The organism is Rathayibacter sp. VKM Ac-2929, from assembly GCF_022815495.1.
GTDB lineage: Bacteria > Actinomycetota > Actinomycetes > Actinomycetales > Microbacteriaceae > Rathayibacter > Rathayibacter festucae.
Window position 1 is genome coordinate 25317 of record NZ_JALGRV010000004.1, and the last position, 20779, is coordinate 46095.

Consider the following 20779-nt stretch of genomic DNA (forward strand, 5'->3'; position numbering starts at 1 on the left):
CGCTGCTCGCGGCGCGGTCACTCTCCGGCGGCCCGGCTCCTGCCACTGCCCGCACTCTCGACCGTGCTTCCGTCGGCGCCCTTGCTCCGATCGGGGCCCGGCCGACCCGACGTCGGCGCGCCGGTGGGCGGCCCGCGACGACGGCGGACGGCCACCACCAGGAGCGCGACCACGGCGACGACGGCGAGCCAGGGCAGGAGGAAGCCGAGGCCGATGAGGGCGCCGTTCGCGGCGACGACCAGACCGTTCCAGCCCGCGAGGAGGCCGTCGAGGAAGCCGGTGGGCTCGGCGGTGACGGGCGACGACCCCGGAAGGACGGTGACCGCGAGGGTCGCCAGCGACACCTGGCCCTCGAGGGCGGCGAGCTGCTCCTGGGAGGACTCGAGCGAGGCCTGGCGATCGGCGAGGGCGGACTCCGCGGCGAGGAGGTCCGCGAGGCTGCCGGCCTGGGCGATCAGCTCGGTCAGCCGGTCGACGGAGGCCTGGGCGGCGTCGACCCGCGCGCGGAGGTCGATCGCCTGGGTGGTCACGTCGCGCCGGTCGATCGACGAGCCGGTCACCGTGCCGAGGGCCGCCAGCGACTCTCGAGCGTCGGCGAGCCGGTCGGCGGGGACCCGGATCGAGACGCTCCCCGCGCCCTCCGGCAGGGGCGCGTACTGCGACGGGTCGAGCGCGGGATCGGTTCCGGCCGCCGATTCGAGGGTGCTGGAGCTGATGCTGGAGCTCTCGACGTAGCCGCCGAGCTCGGCGGCGGTCGCGCTGAGCGCCGCGATCGCATCGGCGACGGAGTCTGCCTCGAGCGTCGCGTTCGCCGTGGACACGACCTCCCGGCCGGTCCCCTCCGCGGACGCGTCGCCGGGCGCTTCCGCCGCGCCCGGTGCCGAGCCGTCGACGAACTGCGGTGCGGACTCCGCTCCCGACTGCCCGAAGTCGAGACCGCCTGCCTCGCTCGAGGACCCTGCCGCGCTCGAAGCGGACCCCACTCCGGCACCGCCTCCAACCAGGGGGCCGACGACGACGGCGATCACGAGGAGGCCCGCGGCGACACTCCCGATCGCGGCGACGCGTCGGCGACGGGTTCCCCGCTCGCGGCGGGCGGCTGCGACGGCGCGGAAGACGCGCGCCTCGAGTGCCGACACGCGGTCGTCGTCGAGATCGTCGAGATCGTCGAGCTCGGGCGCCGGCGGATCGGAGGGTCGGCGCTCGGGGGCCGGGAGCTCGTCGCTGCGCACTTCGGTGGGTTCGGTCATGACGTCTCGGCTCCTCGGAAGTCGTCGACCACGAGTCGGAGGCGTCGACGGACACGCGACAGGCGGTTGCGGACGGTGGCGTGCGAGACGCCCAGGGTGACGGCGGCCTCCTCGTACCCGCGCCCCTCGGTGGCGCAGAGGCGGAAGATCGCGCGGTCGAGCTCGGCGAGCCCGGCCGTCTCGCGGAGGATCGCCTCGGCGAGTGCGGCGGTGACGATCTGCTGCTCGAGGTCGTGCGGCGAGGGCGTCTGGTCGTCGGCCTCGACGGTCCGCTCCCGGTCGCGGAGGCGGGAGCGGAGGCGGTTGGCCGCCTGGAAGCGGCAGATCGTCGCGAGCCAGGGGAGGAGGGAATCGCTCACCAGCTCGAGCCCGCCGAGTCGACTCCAGGCGAGGACGAAGGTCTCCTGCGCGACGTCCTCGGCGTCCCGGGGGTCGCGGAGGATCCCGTGCGCGAGCCAGTAGACCGGGCGGACGTAGGCGCGATAGAGCGAGCGGAAGGCGAGCTCGCTGCCGGCCGCCGCGCGGCGGACGAGTTCCGCGTCGGTCTCCTCCGGCGGCAGCTCCGACGGCGGCTCTCGCGGCGGCTCGGACGGCCTCGCCGACTTCTGCGCGGCCGTCGTTCCCCCGACAGACGTGCTCTCCTGAGTGGGCGTCATTCGCGGACCTCCTCTCCCTCTCACTCTGACAGTGTCGGGCGGGCGCGGATCGTCTCAGAATCCGATCCGGCCGCCGAGGAGAGCGCCGCCGCTACGACAGATCCGGGATCACGATCTGCTGCAGTGCCCAGGTGTTGCCGTCGGGATCGGCGAAGTACACGAACTCGCCCCAGGGCTGCGAGTCGACCTCGGACACCTCCGCGCCACGAGCCAGCAGCTCCTCCCGGGCCTTCGCCGCGTCCGCGACGACCATCTGCAGGCCCTTCTGCGAGCCGGGCACCATCTCGGTGATGCCGATGCCGAGAACGATGGAACAGGCAGACTCGGGAGGCGTCAGCTGCACGAAGCGCAGCCCCTCGTGCACGGTGTGGTCGTGATCGGCGACGAAGCCGATCCGCTCGACGTAGAACCGCTTGGCGCGATCGACGTCGGTCACCGGAACGGCGACGAGCTCGAGCTTCATGTCCATGGTGTCTCTCCTGCTCCGTGTCCTTCGAGCGCCCGGCTGAGCTCTCGGGGTCGACGCTAGAGCGGCATCAGGTCGGTTCACGTCCTGATGGAGGAGCAGGATGTCGGCATGGCCGCGACCACCTCCCGCGCACTCGCTCTGCTCGCCCTGCTGCAGACCCATCGGCAGTGGTCGGGGCCGGTTCTCGCGGCGCGCCTCGGCGTGACGGAGCGGACTCTGCGCCGTGACATCGAGCAGCTGCGCGAGCTGGGCTATGCCGTGGCGGCGACCCGCGGCGCACTCGGCGGCTACCGGCTCGAGCCGGGCAGCCGCGTCCCCCCGCTGCTCCTCAGCGACGACGAGGCCGTGGCCGTGGCGGTCGGGCTCCGGCTCGCGGCCGACGAGGGGCTCGCCGACGGCGAGCGGACGACGCTGAGCGCCCTCGCGAAGTTCGAGCAGGTGCTGCCGAGTGCTGTGCGGGAGCGCGTCAGCGCGGTCGGCGGGGTGCTCCGGTCCGCCAGGCCGCGCGCCGCGTCGATCCCGCCGGAGATCCTCGGCCGGATGGCACTGGCCTGCCGCGACCACGAACGGCTCCGCTTCCACTACGTCGCGGCGGACGGGGCCGAGAGCGACCGCGTCGTCGAGCCGCACGCGGTGGTGTCCACGCATCGCTCCTGGGTGCTGGTCGGCTGGGACCGGCAGCGCGAGGACTGGCGGACGTTCCGGCTCGACCGGGTGAGCCGGCTCCTCGAGACCCGCGTGCACTTCGAGCCGCGGCGGCTCCCCGAGGACGACGCCGCGGCGTTCGTGGCGTCGTCCGGGCGGACGGCGCGGTACGAGCTGGTCGTCGATCTGGCGATGCCGATCGACGAGGTGGTGCGGGTCTTCGGGCGGTGGTCGGCGGGATCCGTCGCGCTCGGCGCTCGGTGGACGCGCTGGCCGGTGGAGGCGGAGACGGTGGCCGGTCTGCTCGCGGCACTGGTCTGGATCCCGGTGGGGGTGGAGCATCGGGTGGACGGAGATCCGGGCACGCTCTCGGCGGTGCGCGCGGCTCTCGAGCGGATGCACGCCGCTGCGTCGAGGTGAGGTGTCCCTCCACAGGGGATGAGGTGCGGCGGCTCTCCACGGATCGGCCGATCGGCTCCCACGGCGGGCGGGGAGACGACGACCGTAGCCGCATGACTCCTACCGATCGCCTCGCCACCGCCCGCCACAGCCCCTCCCGGGAGCCGGAGCTCCTCCGCGTGAGCGGGCTGCCCGACCTGCTCGCCGCCGTCCCCTCGATGATCGGCCTCCATCCGGAGGACGCCCTCGTCGTCGTCCCGTTCCTCGGGAACCGGGCGGGAGGCGGTTTCCGCTTCCCGATCCCTCACCGACTGCGCCGAGCGGAGATCGACCAGCTGGCGGGCCGGTGCGAGCGCTTCACGGCGTCGATCTCCCGGGCGACCGCGGTGCTGGCCATCGTCTACACGCGGCAGAGGTACGAGACCGCGCGCGGTATCCCGCTGCTCGACCTCGGCCGCACCGTCCTCCGGCGGCTCGAACGGACCGACCTCGGGATCGTCGGCGTGGCCTGCGTCGCCGCCGACGGCTGGGGGCGCTACACCTCGATCGAGGAGACGCGCGAGCCGCGCCCGCTCGCCGAGATCGAGGAGAGCCCGACCGGCGTCCTCGCGCGCGCGGCGGCTCCCGAGCCGCTCGACGTGACGGCGCTCGCCGCACTGCCGACGGTCTCGGACTCCGATCGTGCGACGGTCGAGGCGATCGTGCGTCATCCTGCCTCGGGGGCGCACGACGTGATCGGCCTGGTCGAGCGCTGGCTGCACGGCCCGCCGGCACCGAGGCAGGAGGCCACGCTCATCCGGGTGCTGCAGTCCCCGGCGCTGCGCGATCAGGCGACCCTGCAGATCGCGCTCGGCTGCGAGACGGCGATCGAGGAGCGGCGGCGTCAGAAGCGGCTCGAGGGGGAGCAGGCGCGCACCGGCCGCCCGATGGACGAGCTCGTCGAGGGCGACGCCGACGCGGGACTCGAGGACGCGCACGACCTGCTCTCCGCGTCGCTGATGATGGGGACGGGGCCCGGCCCGGACCTCGAGCGGACCGAGCGAGCGACAGGTCGGCTCGCTCGGGCGGCAGCGCTCGCGCCCGCCGAGGCGCGGCCGCCGGTACTGACCGTCCTCGCCTGGTGCTGGTGGGCGCTCGGCGTCTCCTCGATCGCCACCCGGCATCTCGAGGAGGCGCTCCGGATCGACCCGCACTACTCGCTGGCGAGGCTCCACCGGTCGGTGCTCGAGATCCGCGCCGTGCCCGACTGGGTGCTCGACTCCGCGACGCGTTCCCTGGACCGGGCGGCGGCGCACGTGTGACCGGCGCGGAGAGCACGGGGTGACGAGGTGCCGAGGGCGGCTCTTGCCTCCTCGGACGAGCGAGAGTAACGTGCAACCAAATGGTTGTACAAATTGAGGACGAGAGCGACGTCGACCGGCTGTTCCAGGCGCTGGCCGACAAAACGCGGCGCGACATCGTCGCACGGGTGCTGGAAGCGGAGCAGTCCGTGACAGTGCTCGCGGCACGCTACGAGATGTCCTTCGCCGCGGTGCAGAAGCACGTCGCGGTGCTGGAGCGGGCGGAGCTTGTCCGCAAGCGCCGCAGCGGGAGGGAGCAGCTCGTGAGCGGAGAGGTCGCCTCGCTCAGGAGGGCGGCGCGACTGCTCGAGGCCTACGAGCTGCTCTGGCGCGATCGCGTCGACCGCATCGCCGACGTCCTCGCCGAGGACGAGGTGCGACCACCGGAGGAACGAAGGAAGGGACGTGCAGGATGACCGTCGTGGAGTCCGTCAAGGACATCGAGAACCTGACCATGACCATCACCGCCGAGTTCGAGGCGCCCGTCGAGCGGGTGTGGCGGATCTGGGTGGATCCGCGGCGGCTCGAGCGCTGGTGGGGACCGCCGACCTGGCCGGCGACCTTCGAGACGCACGAGGCGGTGGAGGGCTCGCGGAGCCGGTACTTCATGACGGGGCCGGACGGGGAGAAGGCCCGCGGCTACTGGGTGGTGACGAAGGTCGAGGAGCCGACGCGGCTCGAGTTCGACGACGGCTTCGCCGACGAGGAGGGGCACCCGGACGACTCGATGGGGGTCACCCATGCGGTGGTCACCCTCGCCGAGGTGGACGGACGCACCCGGATGACCGTCCGCTCCTCCTTCGAGACCCTCGAGCAGCTCGAGCAGATGGTGCAGATGGGCATGGAGGAGGGGATGAACCAGGCGATGGGTCAGATCGACGCGCTGCTCGCGGAGTAGGCAGGGCCGAGGACCCGCGGCGGTGGGCGCGCCGTCCGGCGACCGGCCGTCTCAGGTCTGCGGCGCCGAGTCGGTGAGGTCGGCGGCGTACGCGGCGACCGATCGGCGATAGCGCGGCAACGTCGGGGCGAGCGCCTCGAGGGCGGTGCGCAGCGCCTCGTCGGTGCGACCGGCGCTGTGCAGAGCGAGCGCGAGGAAGACCTCGCGCGCCGCACCGATCGACGGGTGCTGCTGGGCGGAGGAGAGGAGGACGATCGCCTCGTCGGTCCGGCCGAGGTTCCGGAGGGTCGATGCGTACTGGATGCTCAGCCGGGCGAGCCGCTCGTCGTCGAGGCCTGCGGCGACGGCGCGCTCGTACTCCGCGGCCGCCTCCGCCTCGTGGCCTGCGCTGTCCAGGGCACCGCCGAGCTCGAAGTGCGCGACTCCGTCGCTGCCCGGGTAGCGCGCGGCGAGCACTCGCATCCGCTCGACGACACCGTCCGGATCCTCGAGGCCGTCGAGCCGGTCGACGGCGCGCTGCCAGACGAGGAGCTCGTCGTCCGCGCCGTCCTCGGACGCCGCTTCGAGCTCCTCGAACAGCGTCAGCTGCAGGCCGTCGGGGGAGCGCAGGCGGGAGTTCAGCGAGCGCCACGGCGTCTCCCGCGGGGAGGCGACGAGCGCGGCGCCCGCGGCGGCGAGGGCCGCGGTCGCGGCGGCGGCGTCGTCGACCTCGAAGGCGACGCGGAGGAGGTCGCTCGTGTCGCCGTCCGTCTCGAGGCCGTCGATCATCCGGACCTGCGCGGGGTTCGCCAGCTCGAGGGTGGCGATGCCGGCCTCGAGGATCGCGACGCGCGCGTCGCCGTCGCCCTCGAAGGCGGCGCGCTCGGTCAGACCGAGGGTGTCGCGGTAGAAGCGGAGCGCCGCGTCGAGGTCGTCCACCTGGACGACGAGGCGCAGCTGGCGGACGGCGGGGGGAGTGGAGGCGGTCATGTGCCGACGCTAGCGGGTCTCGTTACGCCGTCCTGCGGACGGCTGCTCGACCAGCAGGGGATCCCTGGCCGAGCCCCGCCGATCGGACGCCGTTCACGCCGCGTATCGGCCCGCTCATGGTGGTCGAGCGGCCCTGCAGTGGCGTATCGAGACCCGGGGCCATGCTGCGGGTCGGCGCGCACATGCTGGTCGAGTAGTCCGCAGGGCGAATCGAGACCCGGCGCCTCCAGAGGGGCGGGTCTGCAGACCACCCTTCGGAGGGCGGTGGATCTCGATACGCCCGCTCCGCGGGCTACTCGATCAGCATGGCCGAGCTCATGCGGAAGCCTCGATCAGCATGGGTCCGCTCAGGACGCGGTGTCGCCCGACGCAGTGGGGGAGTCGGGCGCGGTGAGGGTCTCGCTGCCGGTGCCCTCGACGTCGGCGGCCTTGGCGCGGCGTCCGGCCTCGATCACGGCGGTGGAGGCGGCGGCGCCGGCGACCAGGGCGAAGAGCGCCCAGCCGGCGCCCCACTTCCGCTTCCCGACGAGGCCGTCGAAGGAGAGCGCGCCGGGGCCGTCGGCCACGATCGCGGTCGCGGCGGCCGCGAGCAGGCCGTTGTACTCCCAGCCCCCGCCGCTGTTCCAGAGGCCGTTCGCCCAGTGCACCTTGCGGACGGCCGTGACCATCGTCGCGATCAGCCCGGCCGCGGCGACCGGCGTCGCCAGGCCCAGAGCGAGCGCGGCGCCGCCCGCGGTCTCGGTGACGGCGGCGGCGACCGCGTTCCGGCGCGCCGGGTGCAGCTCCAGGCTCTTCATCATCTGCTCGGTGCCGTCGAGGCCCGGGCCGTCGAACGAGCCGCGGAGCTTCTGCAGTCCGTGTCCGATGAACAGACCGCCGACGGTGAGACGGAGAACGAGCGAGCCGACCTTCATGGTGACCTCCGGGAGGGGTGGGGTGGTGCGGGACGTGTAGAGCGAGCGTCGCGGCTGGACCGGGCCGGGTCAAGGGGTCGCGCCGACCGCTGGAATCGAACAGCCACGGCCTAGGCGGTCAACCGGTTCGCCTCCTATGATCGGAGCAGATCGACTCGAAGGAGAGCACGCATGACCGGACGCCTCACTGGCAAGACCGCCCTCGTCACCGGAGCCGGCTCCGGCATCGGCCGGGCCGTCGCGGAGCGCTTCGCGCGCGAGGGCGCCCGGGTCGCCTTCACCGACCGCGACCTCGCCGCCGCGGAGGACGCAGCGGCCGCCTTCCCGGACTCCGTCGCCGTCCGGCTCGACGTCTCCGAGGAGAGCAGCGTCGAGCAGGCCTTCGCCCGCCTCGCGGCCGACGGCTTCGCGGTCGACGTGGTCGTCGCGAACGCCGGCGTGCAGCTCTTCGGCCAGGACGCGAAGATCGCCGACCTCGACCTCGACGTCTGGCGCCGCACGATCGACATCAACCTCACCGGCACCTTCCTCACCGTCAAGCACGCCGTCCGTGCACTGCGAGGCCGCGGCGGCTCGATCGTCCTCACCGGCAGCCCGACCGGGCTCAACGGCGAGGGCCAGGACTTCACCGCCTACAGCAGCTCGAAGGCCGGCATGCACGGCCTCGCCCGCACCGTCGCCGCCGCGTACGCGGGCGAGGGGATCCGCGTGAACACGGTCGTCCCCGGCTACACGGAGACCCCGCTGGTGACCGCGATCTCGGGCGACGCCGAGGCCCGCGCCGCGATCACCTCGCGCATTCCGCTCGGTCGCCCCGGCTCCGCGGCGGACGTCGAGGGCATCATGGTCTACCTCGCCAGCGACGAGTCGAGCTACGCCACCGGCGCGCTCTTCCGCGTCGACGGCGGCATGACCACCCTCTGATCGTGCCCGCGATCGAGATCCGGCCCGCCGCGCCGACGGTCCCGGCCGGGCTCCTCCAGGACGCCGAGCGCGACGAGCGGGCGGTCCGCTGCGGCCCGTGGTCGCTGCGGATCTCGGACGGCCGGCTCGACGACCTCCGGTTCGGCACGGCGCGGATCCTCCGCGGGGTCCGGTTCGTCGTCCGCGACGAGGACTGGGGGACCTTCGCGACCGTCCGCGCAGCGCTCGAAATCGAGGGCGGCACGCTCGTGGTCGAGGGCGAGAGCGCTCAGGAGGAGGCGCGCGTCACCTGGACCCTGCGCGCCGACTTCTCCGGAAACTCGCTCACGATCGCACTCGAGGCACGCGCGAGCACGCCCTTCCTCCGCAACCGCCTGGGGCTGATCGTGCTGCACGGCACGGAGAGCGCCGGAGCGGCCGTCGAGGCGCGCCACCCGGGCGGCACCGCCGACCGCTTGGCCTTCCCCGAGCGGATCGCGCCCCATCAGCCCGCGCAGGACCTCGCCGGTCTCGCCTGGACCGCCGAGGGCGTCCCGGTCGAGCTGACTCTGGAGGGCGACGTGTTCGAGACGGAGGATCAGCGCAACTGGACCGACGCGTCGTTCAAGACCTACTCGACGCCGCTGAGCCTGCCGTTCCCGGTGCCGGTCGCCGCGGGGGAGATCGTCCGGCAGAGCCTGCGGATCGACTGCGGCGGCGCGCCGCCGACCGTCACGCGGGAATCGCCCGCGTCCCCCTCCGTCCTGCGGACCGGGAGCACCGGGCACCCGCTCCCCGAGATCCGCACCTCCGCCGCGAGCGCGCCGACGGACCTCCGGCCGGACGTGCGACCGGCGCTCGATCTGCTGGTCGAGTGCGACGTGCGCTGGGCGGGCTGGCGTCGCGCGTTGCGGCGCGCGTTCGAGGACGCCGGCGGACGCCCTGTCGATCTGCGCCTCGTCGCGTCCGGGCCGGAGGACGTCCGCGCGGTCCTCGACGAGCTCGGCGACGCGCCGCTCGCCCGCCTCGGCGTCTTCGCCGCCCAGGGTCACCGCAGCACACCCGAGCTGCTCGAGGCGGCGCGACGGGCGGCGGCCGAGCGCGGCGCCGAGGTCGTCGGCGGCGTCCGCTCGCACTTCACCGAGCTCAACCGGGGCGCGGAAGCCCTCGCGAACGGGGAGGCGTCGCTCGCCTTCAGCATCACCCCCTTCATGCACGACCGCTCGGGGCACCAGCTCGTCGAGTCCCTCGCCGTGCAGCGCACGGTGGTCCGCGACGCGGCGGCGATCGCGGACGGCCGTCCTCTGCACGTCGGGCCGATCACCCTCGGCGCGCGGATGAACGCCGTGTCGACCTCGGCGTTCGACCCCGGCACCGCCGACATCGACGGGTCCGGCTACGGCCCGGAGATGGTCCCGGGAGCGACCGACGAGCGCCAGCACGCGCCCGAGCTCGCGGCCTGGGTCGTCGGCAGCCTCGACGCGCTCGCGGTCCCGGGCGTCGCCTCGCTCGCCTACTTCGAGCAGTGGGGACCGCGCGGTGTCGTCACGGCGGCCGGCGTCACGGCCGTCGGCGCGGTGCTGCAGTGGGCGGCGGCCCTCACCGCGTCGCCGCGTCTGGACGCTCATGCAGCGGGACTCGTCGCGCTCGGAGCTGTCGCCGCGGACGGCCGGGTGGTGTTGCTCGGCAACCCGGGCGGCACCGCGGTGACGGTCGATCCGACGGGGATCGAGCGCTGGGAGGCGGCCGGGGGAGCGGACGGCGAGTCGTTCGTGCTCGAACCGGGCGGAGCCGCGCGGGTGCTGCTGACGCCGTAGCCGCGTCCGCGGATCGACGTCCCGCGCCGCAGGAACCGCTCGACGTGGGCGTCCCGCGGCGCGTCGACCGACGTGCGACGCCAGAGCCCGCCCCGACCACACGGTGATGAGGATCCGTCGGTATCGTCGTCGGCGGCGCGCGAGCGCGGGACCCCCGCCCGCGCCGCGCGCCCCTGAACGAGAGGGACCTCCGTGAAGCATCGACGCCGCGCCCACCTGACCATCGCACGCTCCGCACTGGCACTGTCCGCTCTGGCGCTGTCCGGCGTGCTGGCGCTCTCCGGCTGCTCCGCCCCCGCCGAGGACGCGAAGACCGTCGAGCCGACCTCTCCGCTGATCGACTACCTCGGTGCGCTCTACGGCGGGGACCTCTCGCCCGAGGAGCAGGAGGAGAAGTACAGGGAGCAGGACCGCAAGCGCGAGGAGCTCGTCGCGACCTGCATGCAGGAGTCGGGCTTCGACTACACCCCGAGCGTGCAGTCGGCGTCGTTCTCGTCATCCGACGCCGACGCCTACAAGCCGGACGATCGCGAATGGGTCGCGCAGTACGGCTACGGCGTCGTCGACTCTCCCGGTCGCTACGACTCGGCCGAGCCGGAGGACGAGTACGTCGACGCCAACTCCGAGTACTACGACAGCCTCTCGGAGTCCGAGAAGGCGGCCTACTCCGGGGCGCTCCACGGCCCGGCGGAGCCGGAGGACGCCGCTGCCTCCGAGGACGGGTCGTACGAGTACGACTGGACGACGGCGGGCTGCTTCGGCGCCGCCCAGCACGAGCTCGAGGGGGAGGATCCGGCGTCGGCGGAGAAGCACAAGCCGGTGATGGACGCGCTGAACGAGTTCTACACCGATCTGCAGTCGGTCCCCGAGCTGGCGGATCTGGATGCAGCGTGGTCCTCCTGCCTGAGCGACGCGGGCTACCCCGGCTTCACCGCCCCCTACGACGCCGTGAACTCGATCAGCGACAAGTTGACGGCGGTCTACGACGCGGCCGGCGACCAGGTGGTTGAGCCCACCGACCCGAAGCTCGTCGCGGTGAAGGACGAGGAGATCGAGCTCGCCCTCGCCGATCTGGACTGCCGGGAGAAGACCGACTACTCAGCGGTGCACAAGAAGGTCCAGGACGCGCTGGAGCAGCAGTTCATCGACGACCACCGCGCCGAGCTCGACGCGCTGAAGGCCGACGCCGAGCAGGGCGAGTAGATGCGCGTTCCCCGCCGCTCGGGCTCCGGCGATCCGACGCCGTCCGACTCGGAGCCGACCGGTCGGCCGACCTCCGATCCGACACCGACCGATCCGCTCGACCTCCTCGCGGTCATCGAGCCCGCCGACGGTCCCGACGGCGGGTCCGACGCTCCGCGACGTCGCAGCCGCTTCGCCGCACTCGCCGCCGTCGTCTCGCGCAACCGCGTCCTCTGGATCGTGGCCGCCGCCGCGCTGCTGAGCCTCGTCGCGGGCCTGCTCGTCGGGAGGTTCGTGGTGTCGCCCGCCGAGGCGGCCGCCAACGCGGAGCCGCCCGCCCCCGGCCTGATCACCGCGCCGGTCGACTTCGGCGAGCTGAGCAACGACGTGACCCTCCGCGGCGAGGTGCGCTACGCGGACGCCGTCGAGGTGACCATCGACACGACCGGGATCCAGGGCGCGGCGGTGGTGACCGGTCAGGTCCCGGCGGCCGGCACCGAGCTGTCGCCGCTGTCGATCGCGCTGGAGATCGCCGGCCGCCCCGTCATCGTCCTCCCCGGCGATCTGCCGGCCTACCGGACCCTGCGGTTCGGGGTGTCCGGGCCGGACGTGGTGCAGTTCAAGACGGCGCTGCGCGGCCTCGGGATCGATGCCGGCGACCCCGCCGACGACGTCTTCGACGAGACGGCCGCGAACGCGGTCACCGAGCTCTACGCGCAGGCCGGCTACGCGGCGCCCGCGACGCAGGAGGGCGGCGAGGACGTCGTCCGCGCCGCCCAGGAGACGCTGCGCGCGGCCGAGCAGGGGCTCGTCGCCGCGCAGAAGGAGCTCGACGCCGCTCGGGCGGGCTCCTCGCCGGTCGAGGTGCGCGAGGCGGACAACGCGGTCGCGAGTGCGCGACGTGAGCTGGAGGCCGCCCGCGCGGCCGAGCCGCCGGACGGCCTCCGCATCGCGGACCTCGACGACGCGCTCGGCCTCGCCGAGCTCCGGCGGGCCCAGCTGGGTGCGAGCACCGACACCGGCGCCCAGCGCGGCGCCGTCGAGTCGGCGCAGTCCCAGGTGACGCAGGCGCAGGAGGATCTCACCCGGGCCCGCCAGTCCGTCCTGCCGGCGCTCCCCGCAGGCGAGGTGCTGTTCCTCACGTCGCTCCCGCGGCGGGTGGACGCCGTCACCGCCAAGCGCGGCGGCGTCCTGTCCGGGGCGGCGATGACGGTCTCCGGCGCGCAGGTCGAGCTCTCCGGCTCCGCCGCCGAGGCCGACGCGCGGCTGCTCTCGGTCGGGCAGAAGGCCTCGTTCGAGCTCCCGGATCGGTCGTCGCACGGCGCCACCGTGTCGGGTGTCGATCCCGCGAAGGACGGCAAGGGGCGCTGGACGGTGACGCTCACCCCCGATCCGCTCTCGCCCGAGCAGATCGAGCAGCTGCGCGACACCAACGTCAAGGTCAGGGTCGCGGTCGGAGCGACGGAGGGCGCCGTGCTCTCGGTCCCGGTCGCCGCGCTGTCCGCCGGCTCCGGCGGCGAGAGCCGGGTCGAGGTCGTCGACGGCGATCCGCGCGATCCGAGCGCCGCCACCCGGCTCGTCGTCGTGACCACCGGTCTCGCCGCGAAGGGCGCGGTCGAGGTGTCGCCGGTGGACGGGACGCTCGACGAGGGCGACCTGGTCGTGGTCGGCCGGTGACCGCTCCGCTGGTCGAGCTGCGGGACGTCACCCGCTCGTTCCCCGGTCCGCCCGAGGTGCAGGCGCTGAAGGGCGTCAGCCTCCGGATCGACGAGGGCGACTACGTCTCGATCGTCGGCCCCAGCGGCTCGGGCAAGTCGACGATGCTGAACATCCTCGGGCTGCTCGACCGGCCGAGCGTCGGCGAGTACCGGCTCGACGGCGCGCTCACCGGGGCGCTCGACGAGGACACCCGCGCGGCCGTCCGGGCGCAGCGCATCGGCTTCGTGTTCCAGTCCTTCCACCTGCTGCCGCGGCGCACGGTGCTCGAGAACGTGATGCTGCCGATGCTCTACAGCGGGACGCCGCGGGCCGACCGCGAGGCGCGCGCCCGCGACGCCCTGCTCCGGGTCGGCCTCGGGCACCGGCTCGGCTTCCTGCCGACGACGCTCTCGGGAGGCGAGCGCCAGCGCGTCGCCGTGGCACGCGCCGTGGTCGCCCGCCCGAGCCTCCTCCTCGCCGACGAGCCCACCGGCAATCTGGACGGCTCGACGACCGCGGACGTGATGCGGCTCTTCGAGGAGCTGACGGACACCGGACTCACCCTGGTCGTCATCACCCACGATCTCGCCGTCGCCCGGCGGGCGCGCCGGTGCCTCCGCATCGCCGACGGACGGATGCAGGAGGTGACCGCATGAGCCCGGTGCTCGCGACCGTGCGCCGGCGGCTCGGCCGCCGGCGACCGCGCTCGGCCGCCGCGTCCCCGCTGCTGCGGCCCGTCCGCCGAGCGGACCGCTTCACCGCCGCCGACCTGCTCGCCGAGGCCACCTCCGACATCGGCACGCGGCCGGCCCGGCTGGTGATGACCCTGCTCGGCACGGTGCTCGGCATCGGCGCCCTCGTCGCCACGATCGGCTTCGCGCAGACGACCGCCGATCAGCTCGCCCGCCGGTTCGACGCGTTCGCCGCCACCCAGGTCGTCGTGCAGCCGGCCGAGGCGAAGGACTCCACCGGGGACAGCGTCGCCACCGGGCGCCTGCCCTGGGACGCCGTCGACCGGGTGCTCCGGCTCGCCGGCGTCGAGCAGGCGGCCCTCGTCGGCGAGGTGTCCCTCCGCGAGGGCGCGACCGTCACCGCCGTCCCCGTCAACGACCCCTCGGCGCCCGCCGCCGCCCCGCCGCGGGTGTTCGCGGCCTCCGCCGATCTCCTCGGCACCCTCGAGGGCGAGGTGACCGCCGGGCGGATGTTCGACTCCGGGCACGACGCGCGCGCCGACCGCGTCGTCGTCCTCGGCAGCCGCGCGGCGGAGCGGCTCGGTGTCGAGCGCGTCGACTCCCGGCCGTCGATCCTGATCGACGGGGTCGCCTACTCGGTCCTCGGGATCTTCGCCGACGTCCAGGCCCGCGCCGAGCTGCTCGACGCGGTCGTCCTCCCCACCGGCACCGCGCGGGCCGACTTCGCGCTCGCGACTCCGGGAGACCTCCAGGCGCGCATCGACATCGGCGCCGGCCCGCAGGTCGCGGCGCAGGCACCCCTGACCCTCGCCCCGGACGCACCCGACTCCGTCTCCGTCTCGGCGCCCGGCGGTCCGTCCGAGCTGGCCGGCGACGTCCGCGCCGACGTCGACCTCGTGTTCCTGATCCTCTCGGTGGTGGTGCTGCTCGCGGGCGGCGTCGGCATCGCCAACGTCACCACGCTGTCGGTGATGGAGCGCGTCGGCGAGATCGGCCTGCGCCGTGCCCTCGGCGCCGCACGACGCAGGATCGCGCAGCAGTTCGTCGTCGAGTCGGCCGTGATCGGCCTCCTCGGCGGTCTGCTCGGTGCGGCGACCGGCGTCCTCGCGGTGCTCGCGGTCTCGCTCGCGCAGCAGTGGACCCCGGTGCTCGACCCCGGGGTGGCGTTCGGCGGCGCGCTCCTCGGCGCGCTGATCGGACTGCTCGCGGGCAGCGTGCCGGCGCGGCGCGCCTCCCGCATCGAGCCGATCGCGGCCCTCCGCGGGACGTGAGCGCCGCCGCCGGCGCCCGGGTCGCGACCGTGGCGTCGGCCCCGATCCGCTGCCCGGGTGATGCCGCAAGCGGCCCGACGCTCAGGCGTCGAGCGTCCAGCCCGGGCGCACCCAGTGGCAGGTGTAGCCGCCGGGGTGCTTCCGGAGGTAGTCCTGGTGCTCCTCCTCCGCGTCCCAGAACTCGCCGGCCGGCTGGACCTCGGTGACGACCGGGCCCGGCCAGCGGCCGGAGGCGTCGATCTCGGCGATCGTCTCGCGGGCGACGCGCTCCTGCTCGGGCGAGAGGGCGACGATCACGGAGCGGTAGCCCGTGCCGATGTCGTTGCCCTGCCGGTTCCGGGTGGTCGGATCATGCGCCTGGAAGAAGAACTCGAGCAGGTCGCGGTAGGAGGTCTGCTCGGGGTCGAACTCGATCTCCACCGCCTCGGCGTGGTCGCCGTGGTGGCGGTAGGTCGCGTTCGGGGTGGTCCCGCCGGAGTAGCCGGCGCGGGTCTCGAAGACGCCCGGCAGGTCCCGGATCAGCTCCTGCAGGCCCCAGAAGCAGCCGCCGGCGAGGATCGCGCGCTCCTCGGCCATCAGACGGCGACCGTCTCGGACAGCGGCGAGTGACCGCCGGAGCGGGTGGCCGGCGCGGAGGGCAGGCGGGTGGACCGGGCGCGGGCGCCGGTGTCGTTCGGGGGGATGAGCATGGGTTCTCCTTGTCCTCGTCCATTCCATCACCTGGGCGCGGTCCTCGGGGGACCGGCGCAGGACCTAGCCGAGCAGCGTGTAGGTGGAGGCGTCCAGGTACACGGTGCCGTCGGTGCAGACCTCGATCGCGGCGGGCGCGCGGACGGCGGCATCGGCCGCGTCGATCACCTCGGCCACCAGGAACGTCGACGTCGCGGTCGGGCAGCCGAAGGCGCGGGGGGAGTGCCAGGCGACCCGGACATCGGCCTGCGCCGCCGGAGCGAGGGCGAGCAGGCCGTCCGGGTTCGGGCCGTCGGCGGAGGCGACCGCGCCGAGGCGGCTGCCGTCGGCCCCGGCGGCGTAGACACCGGGGATGCCGGCGAGCGTGCAGGTCCGGTCGGTCGTGTTCGTGAAGATCAGGTCGAAGGCGCTGCTGCCCGCGCCGGACGCGTCGGGGTCGGCGCGGTACTCGAGCGAGAGGTCGCTCCCGACGCAGCGGACGGTCGAGGGCTCGGGCGCAGGCTCGGGAGCCGGTGCCGGCGGCTGCGACGAGGTCGGCAGCGGGGCGGGAGTCTCGGATGCCGCCGTCGGCGCGGCGGTCGGCTCCGCGGTCGGGACGATCGAGGCGGGTGCCGACGCCGTCGCCGTGGGCGAGGCGGTGGGCGTCGCCGTGGCCGTCGCGCTCGGCCGCGGCAGCGGCGAGGTGGAGGAGGCGATGTCGGCGCGCCCCGCGCAGCCGGTGACGAGGAGGCCGACCGCGGCGAGGGTCAGGGCCGCCGCGGCACCGCGGCGCAGGAGGTCGCTCATGGGCCGAGTCTGCCACCGCGGGGCGCGATCAGCAGCCCCGGACTCAGGGCCCCGGACCGACGGCCCGCGATCAGCTCCCGGTGTCCGCCAGGCGCCGGGACGCGGTGCTCATGTGCGCCTCCATCGCCCGCGCGGCGGCGGACGGGTCGCGCGCCTCGATCGCCTCGAGCACGGCGCGGTGCTCGGTGAAGGCGTCGAGGGCCTGCTCGGGGCTGCTGAGCGCGCGCTCGACCCAGAGTCGCAGCAGCGAGCGGATGGTCTGCAGCAGATCGCGCAGCACCACGTTCTCGGCGCTGACCGCGATCTGCAGGTGGAAGCGCACGTCGGCCTCGACGAACGCCGCGATGTCGTCGAGATGCGACTCCATCGCCGCCAGATGCGCGCGCAGGCGCTCGAGTCCCTCGTCGTCGATCCGGAGCGCCGCCAGCATCGCGGCCTGCACCTCCAGGGTGCCGCGCACCTCGATCAGCTCGGCCGTGCGCCCCGCGGAGAGCATCAGGCCCCAGCTCAGCGTGGTCGGCAGGAGCTCGGAGGTGCTGTCGCGCAGGTAGGTGCCGGAGCCGGGCCGCACCGTGACGATGCCGAGGATCTCCAGCGCCGCGAGCGCCTCCCGCACCGCCGACCGGCCGACGCCGAGGCTCTCGGCGAGCTGGCGCTCCGGAGGGAGGCGGGAGCCGGGCACGAGATCGCCGCGGGTGAGCAGCGAGGTGAGCTGCTTGGCCACCTCGGCGACGGCGGTGCCGCGGGGGAGGACCTGCAGCTCCAGGCGCACGAGGGAGGGGTCGTCTTCGGGGTACGCCGGCATGCTCCGACCGTAGCAACCGCGCCGACACCCCACCCGCAGCGACTCGACCGGAGAACCGGTTGACAACCGGCGCCCCGGCACGGCATCCTCTAATTGGTCAACCGGTCAGCCAATTCCCCCGAAGGCGGCCCGAGCCCCACCCCGCACCATCCAACACAGTCGTTGACACGGATCAGGAGATCGACGTGGACCTTCCCTCCCGCACAGGCGGAACCGCGACGGCGGACGCCGCCGTCGAGAAGAGCGCCATCAGGAAGGTGTCGATCCGGCTCGTGCCGTTCGTCGCCCTGATGTTCTTCATCAACTATCTCGACCGCACGGCCATCGGCTTCGCCGCGCCGAACGGCATGGAGGCCGACCTCGCCCTCTCGGCGGCCCAGTTCGGCTTCGCCTCGGGCGTCTTCTTCATCGGCTACATCCTGCTGGAGGTGCCGAGCAACCTCGCGCTGCACCGCTTCGGCGCCCGCCGCTGGCTCGCCCGCATCATGGTCAGCTGGGGCATCGTCGCGCTGCTCTTCACCTGGGTGCAGAACTTCGAGCAGCTCGTCGCCCTGCGCTTCCTGCTCGGTGTCGCCGAAGCGGGCTTCTTCCCGGGCGCGATCCTCTTCCTCAGCCTCTGGGTGCCGGCCAAGCACCGCTCGAAGATCCTCGCCCTCTTCTACCTGGCGCAGCCGCTCACCACGGTCATCGGCGCCCCGCTCGCCGGCCTGCTGATCGAGCAGGACGGCATCCTCGGCCTCGAGGGCTGGCGCTTCATGTTCCTCGGCGTCTCGCTGCCGGCGATCGTCATCGGTGTCATCGCCTGGTTCTACCTCAAGGACAAGCCCTCCGACGCGAAGTGGCTGACCCGCGAGGAGCAGGTCTGGCTCACCACCGCGCTGAAGCGCGAGGAGGACGTGAAGACCAAGGGCGTCACCACCCACCCCAAGATGTCGTCCGCTTTCAAGAGCGGCCGCGTCTGGATGCTGAGCTTCGTCTACTTCGGCTTCATCTACGGCCTCTACGCCCTCGCCTTCTTCCTGCCCACGATCATCGAGGGCTTCCAGGAGCAGTACGGCACCACCTTCGGCATCTTCGAGAAGGGCCTGATCACCGCGATCCCCTACGTGCCCGCGGCCATCGCCCTCTACCTCTGGTCGCGCGACGCCACCCGCCGCGGCGTCCGCACCTGGCACATCGTGATCCCCGCGATCGCCGGCGGCCTGTCCATCCCGCTCGCGCTCTTCGCCGGCTCCCCGGCGGCCACGATCGCCGTGATCACTGTCACCGCGATGGCGATCTTCTCGGCGCTGCCCAACTTCTGGACCTTCCCGACCCGGTTCCTCACCGGCGCGGCGGCCGCGGCGGGCATCGCGCTGATCAACACCGTCGGAAACCTGGCCGGCTTCTCGGCCCCGTACATCACGGGCGCCCTGAAGGACGCGACCGGCGGCTACGAGGTCCCGATGTTCATCGTCGGCTTCTTCCTGCTGCTCTCGGCCGTGCTGATGTCCCTGCTGGCGCGCCGCTACAAGGACGCACCGCTCGACGCCCCCAGCGTCGACGTGATCGCGCACTGATCACCTGCACGACCCGCTGACCGCCCGTCGCCCGACGCCCCTCCTCGAACAGGACTCCTGATGACCCGGCTCTACAACGATCCGTCCGACTTCGCCGACGAGATGATCGACGGCTTCGTCGCCGCGAACCGACGCTTCGTGCGGCGGGTGCAGGGCGGCGTGGTGCGCTCGACCGTGAGCGCGCCCGGCTCGGTCGCCCTCGTGGTGGGCGGCGGCTCCGGTCACTACCCGGCGTTCGGCGGACTCGTCGGGCAGGGTCTCGCGCACGGCGCGGCGATGGGCAATCTCTTCGCCTCGCCGTCCGCGCAGCAGGTGCACTCGGTCGCTGCGGCGGCCGAGCACGGCGGCGGCGTGCTGCTGAGCTACGGCAACTACGCGGGCGACGTGCTGAACTTCGACGCGGCCGAGCGGCGCCTGCGCGACGAGGGGATCGACGTCCGCACCGTGACGGTGACGGACGACGTCTCGAGCGCGAGCGTCGCCGAGAAGCACAAGCGCCGCGGGATCGCCGGCGACCTGACGGTCTTCAAGGTCGCGGGCGCCGCCGCGGAGGAGGGCGCGTCGCTGGACGAGGTCGAGCGCATCGCCCGCCTCGCCAACGAGCGCACCCGCTCCTTCGGCGTGGCCTTCTCCGGCTGCTCGCTGCCCGGGGCGTCCGAGCCGCTGTTCACCGTTCCGGAGGGGCGGATGGCGGTCGGCATGGGCATCCACGGCGAGCCCGGCATCCGCGAGGACGACGTGCCGACGGCCGACGGTCTCGCCGAGCTGCTGGTCTCGTCCCTGCTCGCCGAGCTGCCCGACGGCGTCGACGCGGCCGAGGGCTCGCGCCTCGTCGTCGTGCTGAACGGGCTCGGCTCGGTGAAGTACGAGGAGCTGTTCGTCGTCTACGCCGGCGTCGAGCGGCGCCTGCGCGAGCGCGGCCTCGAGGTGCTCGAGCCCGAGGTCGGCGAGCTCGTCACCAGCTTCGACATGGCCGGCGTCTCGCTCACCTTCTTCTGGGTGGACGACGAGCTGGAGCGGCTGTGGGCCGCGCCGGCCGAGGCGCCCGCCTACCGCAAGGGCTCGGTCCGCCCCGCCGAGCAGGCCGCGGTGACCGAGCACGAGACGCCCGCGGTCGTCATCGGCGACGCGAGCGACGACTCCCGCGACGCCGCCCGCACCGTGCTCGCCGCCCTCGAGGCGACGCAGTCCACGATCGACGAGAACGCCGAGGAGCTCGGCCGGATCGACGCTGTCGCCGGCGACGGCGACCACGGCATCGGCATGCAGCGCGGCGTGCACGCGGCGGTCGCCGCCGCCCGGGCCGCGCTCGAGGCCGGCGCCGGGGCGGGGACCGTGCTCGCCCACGCCGGCGACGCGTGGTCCGACCGGGCCGGCGGCACCTCCGGAGCGCTCTGGGGTGCCGCGCTCGCCGCGGTCGGCTCGGCGCTCGGCGACACCGCCGCGCCCACGGCCGCCGCGGTGGTCGAGGGCGTCGACGGCGCCCGCGCCGCGATCCTCCGCTTCGGCGCGACGCCGGGCGACAAGACGATGGTCGACTCCCTCGTGCCCTTCGCCGACGTCCTCGCCGAGGCCGTCGCCGCGGGCGAGGAGCTGCCCGCGGCCTGGACCCGGGCCGCCGAGGCCTGCACCGCCGCCGCCGCCGCGACCGCGCAGCTGCTGCCGAGGATGGGCCGCGCCCGGCCGCACGCCGAGAAGAGCCTCGGCACCCCCGACGCGGGCGCGCACTCGCTCGGGCTGATCGTCACCGCGATCGGCGCGGTGCTGCGCTCCGGTGCCGCCGCCGCCGCCCCCGGCTCTGTCGGCAGCGGCGCGTAGCGTCGACACCGTCCCCGA

At 73.9% G+C, this 20779-nt stretch carries 20 protein-coding genes; 12 read left to right on the forward strand and 8 right to left on the reverse strand.

The genetic code is table 11. The annotated features are described in order from the left end of the window. Positions 1-17 precede the first annotated feature (17 nt). The 3 genes from MT355_RS12685 to MT355_RS12695 all read right to left on the reverse strand — a co-directional run bounded on the left by MT355_RS12685 (position 18) and on the right by MT355_RS12695 (position 2375). A complete protein-coding gene (locus MT355_RS12685) occupies positions 18-1250 on the reverse strand; it encodes a DUF4349 domain-containing protein (protein WP_243599821.1) in 1233 nt (410 codons plus the stop codon). Continuing rightward, positions 1247-1906, reverse strand: coding sequence for an RNA polymerase sigma factor (locus MT355_RS12690; RefSeq protein WP_243599822.1), 660 nt, complete (start codon positions 1904-1906; stop codon positions 1247-1249). The genes MT355_RS12685 and MT355_RS12690 overlap by 4 nt, the downstream gene beginning before the upstream one ends. A 91-nt stretch (positions 1907-1997) precedes the next feature. After that, on the reverse strand, positions 1998-2375 hold the full coding sequence (locus MT355_RS12695) for a VOC family protein (RefSeq protein WP_243599823.1): 378 nt from the start codon (positions 2373-2375) through the stop codon (positions 1998-2000). Between the two features lie 108 nt (positions 2376-2483). Here MT355_RS12695 and MT355_RS12700 point away from each other — a divergent pair, with 108 nt between their 5' ends. From MT355_RS12700 to MT355_RS12715, 4 genes are all read left to right on the forward strand, one after another. After that, a complete protein-coding gene (locus MT355_RS12700) occupies positions 2484-3440 on the forward strand; it encodes a YafY family protein (protein ID WP_243599824.1) in 957 nt (318 codons plus the stop codon). 92 nt (positions 3441-3532) lie between these two features. Next, positions 3533-4720 (forward strand): DUF4192 family protein, encoded by a 1188-nt coding sequence (locus MT355_RS12705; protein WP_243599825.1) that lies wholly within the window; start codon positions 3533-3535, stop codon positions 4718-4720. Between the two features lie 80 nt (positions 4721-4800). Continuing rightward, positions 4801-5175 (forward strand): helix-turn-helix domain-containing protein, encoded by a 375-nt coding sequence (locus MT355_RS12710; RefSeq protein ID WP_243599826.1) that lies wholly within the window; start codon positions 4801-4803, stop codon positions 5173-5175. Next, entirely contained in the window at positions 5172-5657 is a 486-nt protein-coding gene (locus tag MT355_RS12715; RefSeq protein WP_243599827.1) for an SRPBCC domain-containing protein, read from the forward strand. Before MT355_RS12710 ends, MT355_RS12715 begins: the two co-directional genes overlap by 4 nt. A gap of 51 nt (positions 5658-5708) precedes the next feature. Here the strand turns inward: MT355_RS12715 and MT355_RS12720 are convergent, their stop codons facing one another. After that, the gene (locus MT355_RS12720; RefSeq protein ID WP_243599828.1) at positions 5709-6626 is read right to left on the reverse strand and encodes a tetratricopeptide repeat protein; all 918 of its coding nucleotides are present in this window, start codon (positions 6624-6626) and stop codon (positions 5709-5711) included. Positions 6627-6973: 347 nt separating this feature from the next. After that, a complete protein-coding gene (locus MT355_RS12725; RefSeq protein ID WP_243599829.1) occupies positions 6974-7540 on the reverse strand; it encodes a DoxX family protein in 567 nt (188 codons plus the stop codon). 171 nt (positions 7541-7711) lie between these two features. Here MT355_RS12725 and MT355_RS12730 point away from each other — a divergent pair, with 171 nt between their 5' ends. The 6 genes from MT355_RS12730 to MT355_RS12755 all read left to right on the forward strand — a co-directional run bounded on the left by MT355_RS12730 (position 7712) and on the right by MT355_RS12755 (position 15103). Continuing rightward, the gene (locus MT355_RS12730; RefSeq protein ID WP_243599830.1) at positions 7712-8464 is read left to right on the forward strand and encodes an SDR family NAD(P)-dependent oxidoreductase; all 753 of its coding nucleotides are present in this window, start codon (positions 7712-7714) and stop codon (positions 8462-8464) included. Positions 8465-8466: 2 nt separating this feature from the next. Next, a complete protein-coding gene (locus MT355_RS12735; protein ID WP_243599831.1) occupies positions 8467-10260 on the forward strand; it encodes a hypothetical protein in 1794 nt (597 codons plus the stop codon). A gap of 192 nt (positions 10261-10452) precedes the next feature. Then, positions 10453-11463: a hypothetical protein gene (locus tag MT355_RS12740; protein WP_243599832.1), complete on the forward strand. Its 1011-nt coding sequence runs from the start codon at positions 10453-10455 to the stop codon at positions 11461-11463. Then, complete coding sequence (locus MT355_RS12745; protein WP_243599833.1) at positions 11464-13119, forward strand: hypothetical protein; 1656 nt, start codon at positions 11464-11466, stop codon at positions 13117-13119. After that, positions 13116-13796: an ABC transporter ATP-binding protein gene (locus tag MT355_RS12750; protein ID WP_123732934.1), complete on the forward strand. Its 681-nt coding sequence runs from the start codon at positions 13116-13118 to the stop codon at positions 13794-13796. The genes MT355_RS12745 and MT355_RS12750 overlap by 4 nt, the downstream gene beginning before the upstream one ends. Continuing rightward, positions 13793-15103: an ABC transporter permease gene (locus tag MT355_RS12755; protein ID WP_243599834.1), complete on the forward strand. Its 1311-nt coding sequence runs from the start codon at positions 13793-13795 to the stop codon at positions 15101-15103. Before MT355_RS12750 ends, MT355_RS12755 begins: the two co-directional genes overlap by 4 nt. 81 nt (positions 15104-15184) lie before the next feature. On the opposite strand, the gene msrA is transcribed toward MT355_RS12755, so the two are convergent. The 3 genes from msrA to MT355_RS12770 form a co-directional block, all read right to left on the reverse strand. Further along, complete coding sequence (msrA, locus tag MT355_RS12760; RefSeq protein ID WP_123446063.1) at positions 15185-15679, reverse strand: peptide-methionine (S)-S-oxide reductase MsrA; 495 nt, start codon at positions 15677-15679, stop codon at positions 15185-15187. Between the two features lie 177 nt (positions 15680-15856). Continuing rightward, positions 15857-16579, reverse strand: coding sequence for a DUF4232 domain-containing protein (locus MT355_RS12765; RefSeq protein ID WP_243599835.1), 723 nt, complete (start codon positions 16577-16579; stop codon positions 15857-15859). 70 nt (positions 16580-16649) lie between these two features. Continuing rightward, entirely contained in the window at positions 16650-17384 is a 735-nt protein-coding gene (locus MT355_RS12770; RefSeq protein WP_123735949.1) for a FadR/GntR family transcriptional regulator, read from the reverse strand. Positions 17385-17674: 290 nt separating this feature from the next. Here MT355_RS12770 and MT355_RS12775 point away from each other — a divergent pair, with 290 nt between their 5' ends. Together MT355_RS12775 and MT355_RS12780 are read left to right on the forward strand one after the other, a co-directional pair. Then, positions 17675-18943, forward strand: a complete 1269-nt coding sequence (locus MT355_RS12775) for an MFS transporter (RefSeq protein ID WP_221181106.1) — start codon at positions 17675-17677, stop codon at positions 18941-18943. A 60-nt stretch (positions 18944-19003) separates the two neighbouring features. Further along, entirely contained in the window at positions 19004-20761 is a 1758-nt protein-coding gene (locus MT355_RS12780) for a dihydroxyacetone kinase family protein (RefSeq protein ID WP_243599836.1), read from the forward strand. Positions 20762-20779 lie beyond the last annotated feature (18 nt).

Excerpts from the sequence above, each read along its gene's own strand:
- MT355_RS12685 (WP_243599821.1), bottom strand. The coding sequence starts at position 1,250 with ATGACCGAACCCACCGAAGTGCGCAGCGACGAGCTCCCGGCCCCCGAG.
- MT355_RS12690 (WP_243599822.1), bottom strand. The coding sequence starts at position 1,906 with ATGACGCCCACTCAGGAGAGCACGTCTGTCGGGGGAACGACGGCCGCG.
- MT355_RS12695 (WP_243599823.1), bottom strand. The coding sequence starts at position 2,375 with ATGGACATGAAGCTCGAGCTCGTCGCCGTTCCGGTGACCGACGTCGAT.
- MT355_RS12700 (WP_243599824.1), top strand. The coding sequence starts at position 2,484 with ATGGCCGCGACCACCTCCCGCGCACTCGCTCTGCTCGCCCTGCTGCAG.
- MT355_RS12705 (WP_243599825.1), top strand. The coding sequence starts at position 3,533 with ATGACTCCTACCGATCGCCTCGCCACCGCCCGCCACAGCCCCTCCCGG.
- MT355_RS12710 (WP_243599826.1), top strand. The coding sequence starts at position 4,801 with ATGGTTGTACAAATTGAGGACGAGAGCGACGTCGACCGGCTGTTCCAG.
- MT355_RS12715 (WP_243599827.1), top strand. The coding sequence starts at position 5,172 with ATGACCGTCGTGGAGTCCGTCAAGGACATCGAGAACCTGACCATGACC.
- MT355_RS12720 (WP_243599828.1), bottom strand. The coding sequence starts at position 6,626 with ATGACCGCCTCCACTCCCCCCGCCGTCCGCCAGCTGCGCCTCGTCGTC.
- MT355_RS12725 (WP_243599829.1), bottom strand. The coding sequence starts at position 7,540 with ATGAAGGTCGGCTCGCTCGTTCTCCGTCTCACCGTCGGCGGTCTGTTC.
- MT355_RS12730 (WP_243599830.1), top strand. The coding sequence starts at position 7,712 with ATGACCGGACGCCTCACTGGCAAGACCGCCCTCGTCACCGGAGCCGGC.
- MT355_RS12745 (WP_243599833.1), top strand. The coding sequence starts at position 11,464 with ATGCGCGTTCCCCGCCGCTCGGGCTCCGGCGATCCGACGCCGTCCGAC.
- MT355_RS12755 (WP_243599834.1), top strand. The coding sequence starts at position 13,793 with ATGAGCCCGGTGCTCGCGACCGTGCGCCGGCGGCTCGGCCGCCGGCGA.
- msrA (WP_123446063.1), bottom strand. The coding sequence starts at position 15,679 with ATGGCCGAGGAGCGCGCGATCCTCGCCGGCGGCTGCTTCTGGGGCCTG.
- MT355_RS12765 (WP_243599835.1), bottom strand. The coding sequence starts at position 16,579 with ATGAGCGACCTCCTGCGCCGCGGTGCCGCGGCGGCCCTGACCCTCGCC.
- MT355_RS12770 (WP_123735949.1), bottom strand. The coding sequence starts at position 17,384 with ATGCCGGCGTACCCCGAAGACGACCCCTCCCTCGTGCGCCTGGAGCTG.
- MT355_RS12775 (WP_221181106.1), top strand. The coding sequence starts at position 17,675 with ATGTTCTTCATCAACTATCTCGACCGCACGGCCATCGGCTTCGCCGCG.
- MT355_RS12780 (WP_243599836.1), top strand. The coding sequence starts at position 19,004 with ATGACCCGGCTCTACAACGATCCGTCCGACTTCGCCGACGAGATGATC.